At 68.0% G+C, this 9,771-nt stretch carries 5 protein-coding genes and 1 pseudogene; 2 read left to right on the top strand and 4 right to left on the bottom strand.

Translation table 11 applies throughout. The annotated features are described in order from the left end of the window. Positions 1-24: 24 nt before the first annotated feature. Positions 25-1,002 carry a hypothetical protein gene (locus AB0O28_RS31400; RefSeq protein ID WP_363646174.1) on the bottom strand — a complete coding sequence of 326 codons (978 nt, stop codon included), beginning with the start codon at positions 1,000-1,002 and terminating at the stop codon, positions 25-27. A gap of 374 nt (positions 1,003-1,376) precedes the next feature. Next, positions 1,377-3,176: a carbamoyltransferase C-terminal domain-containing protein gene (locus AB0O28_RS31405; protein ID WP_363646175.1), complete on the bottom strand. Its 1,800-nt coding sequence runs from the start codon at positions 3,174-3,176 to the stop codon at positions 1,377-1,379. A 587-nt stretch (positions 3,177-3,763) separates the two neighbouring features. Between AB0O28_RS31405 and AB0O28_RS31410 the strand changes: the two genes are divergently transcribed. Then, complete coding sequence (locus tag AB0O28_RS31410) at positions 3,764-4,666, top strand: alpha/beta hydrolase (protein WP_363646176.1); 903 nt, start codon at positions 3,764-3,766, stop codon at positions 4,664-4,666. A gap of 282 nt (positions 4,667-4,948) precedes the next feature. On the opposite strand, the gene AB0O28_RS31415 is transcribed toward AB0O28_RS31410, so the two are convergent. Both AB0O28_RS31415 and AB0O28_RS31420 read right to left on the bottom strand, forming a co-directional pair. After that, positions 4,949-6,745 (bottom strand): fatty acyl-AMP ligase, encoded by a 1,797-nt coding sequence (locus AB0O28_RS31415; RefSeq protein WP_363646177.1) that lies wholly within the window; start codon positions 6,743-6,745, stop codon positions 4,949-4,951. A gap of 1,017 nt (positions 6,746-7,762) precedes the next feature. After that, entirely contained in the window at positions 7,763-8,743 is a 981-nt protein-coding gene (locus AB0O28_RS31420; RefSeq protein WP_363646178.1) for a hypothetical protein, read from the bottom strand. 734 nt (positions 8,744-9,477) lie between these two features. On the opposite strand from AB0O28_RS31420, the pseudogene AB0O28_RS31425 reads away from it, so the two are divergent. Beyond that, positions 9,478-9,771, top strand: a pseudogene (locus AB0O28_RS31425) (hypothetical protein); the annotation flags it as partial.

Here is a 9,771-nt window from a genome sequence, read left to right on the forward strand (position 1 = left end):
TTCCCCATGGAGTGGCTCGTAGATTCAGCTTGAACGCACCGAGCGAATATCTGCGTGCACCCGCATCGGCAGCGGCGAACCGCATTCGTGATAGCCGAAGGGCGCATTACCGGAGGCGGTGGAGGGAATCACCTTGTTGTAGATCGACCCGAGGCACAGCTCCTGGAAGTCTCCGGTGTCCGGCGACAGCCGCGCGGCCAGCTGGGCCTTGGCGATGTCGACGGTCCTGAACGCTCCGTCGTCGTCCTCGACCTCTACGCACGCGTGCGGCAGGTCGAGGGCGCCGCCGAGCACGCCGCAGAACCAGCCCCGTTTCGCCTCGGCCCGATACCCGGCCGCGCGGAACTGCTCGGCCAGGAACAGGCTCGCCGCGATGCAGCTCGTCGCGCCGAGAGCGTGCACCTGCTCGTAGTCGGCCTGCATGGCGACGGGGATCATCTGCCAGCGGTAGCCGGCGTCCAGGTAGTCGCGGGTGAGCCGGCGCAGCACCGGCGAGACCAACGGGGTCCGCGCCCCGGTCGTGGTGACCGTCGCCGCGTACTCCGCCGATGCCGAACCGGCCGCCGGCCTCGTCACATCGGCGACGCTTCCGCCGAATCGGACGACGTCCGGTTCCTCGAATCGCCACGGCGCGGCCCCGGCGCAGTCGACGCATTCCAACCGGACGCGGAAGTCCCAGGTCTTCGGGCGCAACAGATCGTCCAGCGGACGCGCCGCGAACCGGAAGAGCATCCGGAACGTGAGCTCCGGCTGCGTCGTCGACTTGTTCGAGTACATGCCGAGGTTGTACAGATCGTTCGCGTCGAAATGGCGCACCCCGGATCGGTACTCGAACGGCAGGCCCGCGTCGACCAGCCTGTCGATCTCGGCCGAATCGCAGCGCAGCATTTCCTGCGCCACCGATTCCGGCTCGGTCTTTTCGGAATAAGCAGCGGGTATGAATTCGATGGAATCCGCAACTTGTTCCCAGGGGGTGTTTACGGTTGCAGCTTGGTGCGGCACAGCCTGTCTCCCCAGAACGACCGCGCCGACGACTCGGCGCTAGTAATCGCCACGACACCACATGATTGTTCCGGATGCCCATAGCACCGGTAATTACCGTACCAGCCGGGCATCCCCGCACCAAAGATTATTTTTACATATATCCCCATGTGTTTCACATCAGGGGATTGGAGAAATCAATGTCCGGCAGGCACACGCCACCATGCGTCATCGCCTCGATACCGAAGGAAAAGCGCGAAGGAGGCCGGCCGGCGCCGTCGCGGCGCGGCAGGAGGGCCCGGGCGGACGAAGGCGCCGCAGCACGACGCCGGGAAGCCGCGGCGCGGCTTCCCGGCGACGTCACGGCTTCCCGGCGGTACGCGTGCGGACGGACGTCACGCGGACGGATCGGCCTTCGTGACGAGGTAGTTGCCGAGCACGAGGTAGTCGATCTCGGTGCCCAGGAAGCAGTTCAGCGCGTCGGCCGGGGCGCACACGATCGGCTCGCCCGCCACGTTGAAGGAGGTGTTGATCAAGCAGGGCACGTCGGTCAACGCGGTGAACCTGCGCAGCAGCGCCGCCAGCCGCGGGGTGTCCTCGTCGGTGATCGTCTGGACCCGGGAGGTGCCGTCCACATGGGTCGCGCCCGGGATCACGTCGTGGAACTCCGGTCGCACCGGGAAGACGAACGTCATGTACGGCGAGCGGGCTTTGCGGCCCATCTCGAAGATCTTCGGCGCGTCCGACTCGAGCACGAGCGGCGCGAACGGCCGGAACGGCTCACGGTGCTTGACCCTGGTGTTGATGACGTCCTTGATGTCCGGGAACTTCGGGTTCGCGAGGATGCTGCGGTGGCCCAGCGCACGCGGGCCGTGCTCGATCCGGCCCTCGAACCAGCCGATGACGACCTTCTCGGTGAGCAGTTTGGCCACCTGGTCGACGACCTCGTCGTCGTTCAGCCGCTTCCATTCCACGCGGTCGCCGAACTCCTGCAGCGCCTGCTCGATCGCCGGCTCGTCGTACTCAGGTCCGAGGTACGGGGTGATCGTCGGCGTGGGCTTCACCTGCTCGACCATGTCCGGGTGGTTGGCCCAGGCGTAGACGGCGGCGCCGATGGCGACGCCCGTGTCGCTGGCGCCGAAACTCACGTCCATGTCGGCGAACCGCGATCCCTCGAGCAGCTTGGTGTTGTTGACGCAGTTCAGCGCCACGCCACCCTCGAACAGCAGGTGGTTCAGGTCGGTCTTGGCCTCCAGCGCGCGGAGCTGGTGGCTCGTGACGACGGTGAGCATCTCCTGCGCCGCGGCGGCCAGGTTGGCCTTGTATTCGAGGGTGTCCTGCAGCGGACCGAAGTGCTGCTCGAACAGGGGGTCGAAACAGAGGGGTTTTTCCAGGTCGTGCGGCCGGCAGAGCTTGTAACGCCCGCCGTCGAGAAGCTCGACGAAGTGCTCCAGGAACGGGTTCGGCGAGGGGGGCTCGGCGAACCCGGACAGGCCCATGACCTTGTACTCGTCATTGTTGGGCACGAAACCCAGGTATCGCGTGATGGAGGCGAACAGATTGCCGATCGAGTCGTTCGCGGTGATGTACGAGTCCTCGAAGATTCGAATCCGGCCGTCGCGGATCTCGCCGGTCAGCGAGGAGAACAGCTCGGCACGGCCGTCGCTGATGAGGAACGCGGCGTCCTTCATGCCCGCCATGTAGTAGCCGGTCGTCGCGTGCGCGAGGTGGTGCGGAACGAACACCACCTTGTCCGGATCGGGGGTGAACCCGGTGCGGGCCGCGAAGTCGGCGAGTATCGCGTCGCGGCCGAGGACGTGGACGAACAGCTGGCCGATGCGGTTCAACCGGCCCAGCTTCTCCAAGGGGTCCATCGGCGTGGACGCGAGGTCGAACAGCACTCCGTCGAAGACCTCGCCCGAGAAGTTCCACGGGATCGCGATGAGGTCGATGTCGGAGAACTGCAGGCCCGCCTCCTTGAGACACCAGTTCACCGCGTTTATCGGGAAGTCGGAGGTCTTCTTCTGCCGGTTGAGTCGCTCTTCCTCCACAGCGGCGACCAGCTTGCCGTCCACCAGCAGGGATGCGCCCGCGTCGTGTCCGAGGACGTAGTGCTTCTCGATACCGACCGCGCCATAGTGTTCGGCGAAGATCTCAGCGCCGCGGGACCAGCCGTTGCAGCCTAAGACGATCATGACAGATCTCCTTCTCTTCGTGCCACGTCGCGTGCGCAGACTCCACGAAGTGCTCCGCACGGATGAGAGCGATGCACTGTGTCACCCGGCCTCGGCCGGCATGCGGTATTCCGAAGTCGTCCACTCCCCCGCCGCACCTCCGCCCGCGGTGGAGATCGGGACCGACTTCGGAATACGAAGATATTCGGGGGTTCCGCAGCTTTTTCAACACCTGAAACTGCCGACTTTCCCGGCAAAGCCTACCGGCGAAAATCGTTCTATCGCAATGTGAGAAGCACACCACCACGGATGTGTTTCTCACGGCTCCACGAGAACCGGCCGGTGTCATAGGGTGTACCACCGGGGGCTCCATGAAATGCGTCGCGGGTGAAGCCGGCGCGGGATTGCCATGCGGCACCTCGGCGATGAATCGCGAACGACAGGAGCGAGGGCGTTTCCCATGCCACCGCCGGCGCATTTCCGAAGACAATGGTCTCGTAATTCACATCGATCCAGTGCGCAGGAGGGCCGCCATGCCTTTGGACCGCATACTCCGTAACCTGATCACCTGGCAGCGCGCCGGCGGCCCTCCGACTCCGGCTCGTGCGATGACCGTGGAAGACGCCCGCGAGAAGTATCGGGCGAGCGCGATCCGCCCTCGCCGGCTGGACGACGGCCCCCAGGCCGCCGTGACCGCCGTCGACACGACGATCGGCACGGCGGACGGAGGGTCGTTCCGGTGCAGGGTGTACACCCCGGAGTCCGACGAGGGCCGGGTGATCACATACCTGCACGGTGGCGGCTGGGTGCTCGGCGACGTCGACACGCACGACTGGGGCTGCCGCACCATGGCCGCGTCGCTGAACGCCGTCGTCGTCTCGGCCGACTACCGGCGGGCGCCGGAGTTCCCGTATCCCACGCCGCTGCGCGACGCCATCGCGGCGGCACGCTGGACGAGCCGGTCCTTTCCCGGTCGCGACCATGTGATCGCCGGCGACAGCGCCGGCGCCCACATGGCGCTCGGCGTCGCGCTCGACGCGCGCGACACCCGCGACGTCGAGTTCGCCGCGCAGCTGCTGTTGTATCCGCCCGTGGATCCGAGCCTGCGTATCGCCTCGGCCTGTGAGCACGCCGAGGGGTATCTGCTGTCCGTCGACGACATGGCCTGGCACTACGAGCTGTACGCGCCCGATCCGCGGCAGCGCCGCGAACCCGCCGTCGATCTGCTGAGCGCCGACGTCCGGGATCTGCCGCCGACGGTGCTCGCCACGGCCGAATTCGACCCGCTTTGTGACGAGGGAGCGGAAATGGCAGAAAAGCTGCGTACGGCGGGAGTAACCGTTCGCTATGTGCCCGGACCGGGTCTCGTGCATGGTTACTTCGTGATGCAGGACATCGTGCCCGCGGCGGCCGCGCGCACCCGTGAGGTCTTCCGGGAGCTGGACGCGGTTCTGAGGTCGGTGCGCCGCAGCGCACCGGGGCAGCGTGCCGAGGCACTCCAGGGCGACTGAGCCCGGGTACGAGAACGGCACGAGGTCCGGACGCCCCTGGTGAACCGCGTTCGGGTGAGTCCCCAGGACGCCGCACCGGACCTCGTCCGGTAACGCCGACGTGCTCAGCGATTCCGGCGCGCCCAGCAATGCCGGCGTGCTCGGTGACCCCGGCCTGCCGATGACCCCGGCATGCCCGGGCGCGGACGCGCCCCGGCCGGAAACCGCGTCAGCCCGTCGGGCCCGGACGGGCCCGACGGGCGTGGAAGGATTCGGCGGGCGTGGAAGGATTCGGCGGGCCGGTCAGTGAAGGGAGGCGAGGCCGCCCCCGGAGAACCGCGCCGGCTCGTCACGGCCCGCCGGCCCCTGACGGCTCAGCCACAGCGCGTTCGCCACTCGCAGCTCGTAGTCGACGTACACCGCGTTGAGCTCGCCGTCCAGGAACAGCCGGCGCATCGCCGTGCGCTGGATCTTCCCACTCGTGGTGCGCCGCACCCCGCCACGCCGCAGCAGAGCGACGCCGTCGACGTGGACCCCGAACTCACGGGCGACCGTCTGCTTGATCTGGACGGCCAGCTGCCGCAGTCGCGCCTCGGGCTGGCGCCCCTTGATCTCGTGCGTGACGACAAGGATGTCCTCGCTGCCGGCCTCGGCGAGCGAAACCGTGAAAACAGCGCCGGCACTGCCGAGTTCGGGATGCCACGCGCGCAGCTTCCGCTCGATGTCCTGCGGATAGAGGTACCGGCCGCGTACGGTCATCACCTCGTCGAGCCGCCCGGTCACGTACAGCTCGCCGTCGTGCAGCGTGCCGAGGTCGCCCGTACGCAGATAGCCGCCCGGGGTGAAGGCCCGCTCGGTCGCGGCGTCGTTGCGCCAGTAGCTCCTGGAGATGCTGGGGCCGCGCAGCCAGATCTCGCCGATGACACCCGGGGGCAGCACCTTGCCGGTCCGCGCGTCGGCGATCAGCACGTCGTGGTCGCGCGGCGTCCCGCAACTCACCAGTTCGGCGCCGGACTCGGCCGGCACGAACCGGTGTTGTTCGAGCTGATCGGCGTCCACGGTGGTCACCACGGCCTTCCGGTACGGTTCGCCGGACACGTAGACCGTCGACTCGGCCATGCCGTAGCAGGGGCACAGCACGTCGTCCCGGAGGCCCACCGGGGCGAACCGTTTCGCGAACATGTCCATCGTCGCGGCGCTGATCGGCTCCGATCCGTCGGCGGAGAACCGCCACCGGGACAGATCCAGGCCGATCACCTGCTCGTCGGTGATCCGGGCACAGCACAGCTCGTAGGCGAAGTCGGGGGCCGCCGACAGCTCGATGTCGTACTTGTCGATCATCCAGAGCCAATGATGCGGCCGCAGCAGGAAGGCGCTGGGACGCATCAGCACGCAGCTGGCACCGAGCAACAGCGCGGGCAGTAACTGACCGAGCAGCCCCATGTCGTGATACAGGGGGATCCATCCGCCCAGCCGGGTCTCCTGGGTTATCGCGCACGAACGGCGCTGACTGTCCACGTTGTGGAGGATGTTGCCGTGGCTGAGCATCACGCCCTTGGGCTCACCCGTCGCGCCCGAGGTGTACTGGAGCATCGCGAGCGTCTCGTGGTTCAGGTCCTCCGGCGTCCACACGCCCGGGTCCGCCAGGTCCGCGCTGTCCGTGGCCAGCAGGGGTGTGCCGATGAGCCCTTCGGCCTCGGCCCATTCCGCGACGGCGGCAAGGTTGTCGTTGTCGGTCAGGATCGCGGACACAGCGGCGTTCTCGGCGATGCTGCGCACCCGGGAGCGCTCATGGCGATACCGGCCGGGCAGTGGAGCGGGTACGGCGACCATGCCGGTGTAGAGACAACCGACGAAGGCCGCGGCGAAGTCGAGCCCTGTCGGATACAGCAGGAGCACCCGGTCGCCCGCGGGAAAGCGGGCACGCAGCCATGCGCCGATCCGCCTGGCCTCGGCGTCCAGTTGGGCGTACGACCACTGGGTGGCGCCGTCGGCCCGCTCCACGTCGTCCACGAAGATCAGCGCGGTGCGCTCCGGCGTCGAGCGGGCGTGTTCACTAATCACCGCGGCAGCACTGGCGGCGTGCGGCAAATCGACCATGACCCTGGTTTCCTCTTTCTTTCCTGCCGTGTGCACGGCTCGATAACCGTCACGAATCGGCCTACTGAGCGCTTCAGAAACTCACCGCACAACGACACGAGACGAGGCACGCGGAAAGGACACGCCTGCCGGCGTTCAACCGTGATCCCGCGCGCTCGAGCAGCAAGACGAGGCGATTACGAGATCTGAAGCGATCCGCAGGCCGCGGAACTAATCGAAGAGGTATTGTGCGCTGACAACGGCGCGCCAGGACGACCCGCCGAGCCTGTTGCAGACCGCCGACGTGGGGCGCGTAGCGGCCGATTTTCTCGCATTCGGCATCGGCGTCACGAGCACGCCGTGAGCCCGGGTGGAAAGATGCCGTACAGGGGGCGGATCATGGACGGACGCCTCGATACTCGCGGAGCCGAGCGGTGGGACCGCGACGCGCCCGCGAGCGCGTCGGCCACGATGCGATGCTCGCGGAGTTCCTTATCGCTGGTGGACGACATCGCAGGTGGACGACATCGCAGGTGGACGACATCGCAAGTGGACGAGGCCGATAAGCGGCCATGCCCCTCACGCGCGCGCCTCGGCACTGAGGCCGCGCGAGGCATCGAAGGCGGTCTCCCGTCCGTGCGGCGACCGCACGGAGCGGCTCGCCGTCGCACGCGTCCGCCCGCCGACATCGCTCGCCCTCGGCGTCGGCTTCCGGCCGACGAGCAGAATTCGCTATTGTTCAAGAGATGAGAAATTCACGACCGAGCCCATCGATTCTCACGGCCAGCCGTCCGTCGAATGCTCGCCCACAGCATCACCTCCCACAGAACACCGCGTTGACTCGAATTGAGGCTAGCATGGCGGCGGGTGACCATCTAGCGGCCGACCCAGAGAAGTGAGAATCGCGCATCCGAGTATTAGAAACTCATTTAGGCGCAACCAAATACGAGTTCCCGGAGCCATTGCGCCGCCATACGCCGGTCGTCTTTCACCGCACGTGCCGCGGGATCGAGGGCCGGCGCGACGATGTCCTGCCGATCAGGCCGCGTCCTCCGGGCCCGGCGAGACCGCACCGGCACGCCCCGTCCGCGGCGCCGCCGTGCCCTTGCCCGGCTCCGGCGCCCCCGCCTCTCGCGCTTTCTGCCGCGCGAGCTGCTTGGCCTGCAGACGGCTCCGGACCACATCGCCGGGGAAGGTGACGACCAGTTGCGGCGGGATCCGCTCGGCGCGCAGGGCGAGCGGGTACTGCTGCCGGGCGCCGTCCCCCGGCGGAGGCACGCTGCTGATCCGGTCGTAGCCGGTTGCCCGGACGTCCCATATCTGGATGCGCCACTGAGTGTCGTCCTCGTCTTCGTACAGGAAGAACTCCACCGCGCCCGGCGCGTGGTCGACGAGCCGGTTGAGGTAGGCGTCGAAAGTGGCCCGTGCGAAGTCCCCCGCACTGCTGGGGAGGTCGTCTTCCACTCCGCGCCCGATCACGTCGCCGAAGTCGACGATCGAGGACCAGCGCTGTTCCTGCTCGTCCCTCGTCTCGATGACGTAGGCGTACTGGATGCCCGCCGAGTCCGCCTGCGGAATCCGGAGCGTCTTCGTCATCAACTGCGGGACGTCGGACGGGCGCTGGGCTCGTCCATACAGGCCATAGCCGCCCTCGGGTAGGGGGATCACGTTCACCACGGCCCGCGGTTCGGGATTTCCTTCCACCTCTCCCAGCTCGGCGGTGATGCGGGAGATGAGATGCTCGCTCATCTCCTTGCCCCACATTCCAACGATGACGTTCACGATGTACCTGGGGCCCTGCGAGGCATCGGAGAGGCGTCCGCCCACGCTCCAGATCTCCTCCTCGCGCACCACCACGTGAGTGAGGGCGTTGAACAGTTCGACCATGTCGGAATCCAGGGCCGTCGTTTCACCGTCAGCGTCCGACAACAGGCGCCGCCCGGTCAGCCGCTCGGCGAACCTGCGGCGCTCATGCTCCTCGAAAACGCCCTTCGGCACCAGCAGCTCGACGAACAGCATTGGATTGGTCCTTTCCAGAGCGGGTCGATTAGTGGAATGCTCCCGCGCCGACTCCCCCGCGTCGTCGACTTCCTGACGACTTTTCCGACTACCCCGTCAGTAGTATCAGTCAAGCATCCTACGACGTGCGGAGTAGTTCGGTTCCGCCGCGACCCCCGGCGTCGCGGGCCGACGGCAGGGCAAGCCCGGCGGCGCCGAGGGTCATTCGGACGGACCGGCAATCCACAAGCGATGGCTCAGAAACAGGAATCGAGCCGGTGTGCGGTTCGAAAGCCTTGGCGAGACGCATTCCTGCGAGTCCCCGAATCAGGAGGCGACGCACCGGACCTCGTTCACCCGCGTCTCTCGGGCCGGCGTTCACCCGGCGCCCCGCTGCACTGCTGCCCCGCTCACCCGGGCCCCGCTCACTCGGGCCCCGCTCACTCGGGCCCCGCTCACTCGAGCCCCGCCCGCCGGTGCCTCGCTCACCCGGGCCTCGCCCCGCCGTCGCCTCGGCCTGCTCGGACCGGGCGGCCCCGCCGGCACCGCTTCGGGCGAGGTCCTGCCGCGCACCGCCGCGAGCGTCAGATCCCGCCGGCGGCCGTCCGCTCCAGGCGGCGGCAGCGTGGAGAAGCCGGCGTGGCCGGGCGGACATCGTGCCGATCGCGGCACCGGACGAATCGGTCGATCGCATGATTGCGGCCGGGCCGGCGAAGACCTCGCCGACCCGGCCCACGTGCTCTGCTGCCGGCCCCATGAAGGAGCGGCCGGCCCGCGCACCCGCACGCGCAGGTGCCCGCGGTACACCATCGCGTCCCGTCGCACTCGCCACCCGCATCAACGCGTTCCCTGAGGCGCCGGCCGAGTGTCACCCCTGCCCCCGGTCCGGGGTCGCCGCACGCTACTCGACGGTCCCGGCCCCGCGGCCGGGCCTCCCGCGTTCCAACGCGTTCAGCCTCGCGGCCGGCACTTCGGCCGAGGGCGTGCGGTCGTCCGTTCCCCCGGGCCACGACGCCTACCTGCTGGGCAGTGTGATCCACAACTGGGAC

The organism is Microbispora sp. NPDC088329, from assembly GCF_040685655.1.
Classification (GTDB): Bacteria; Actinomycetota; Actinomycetes; order Streptosporangiales; family Streptosporangiaceae; genus Microbispora.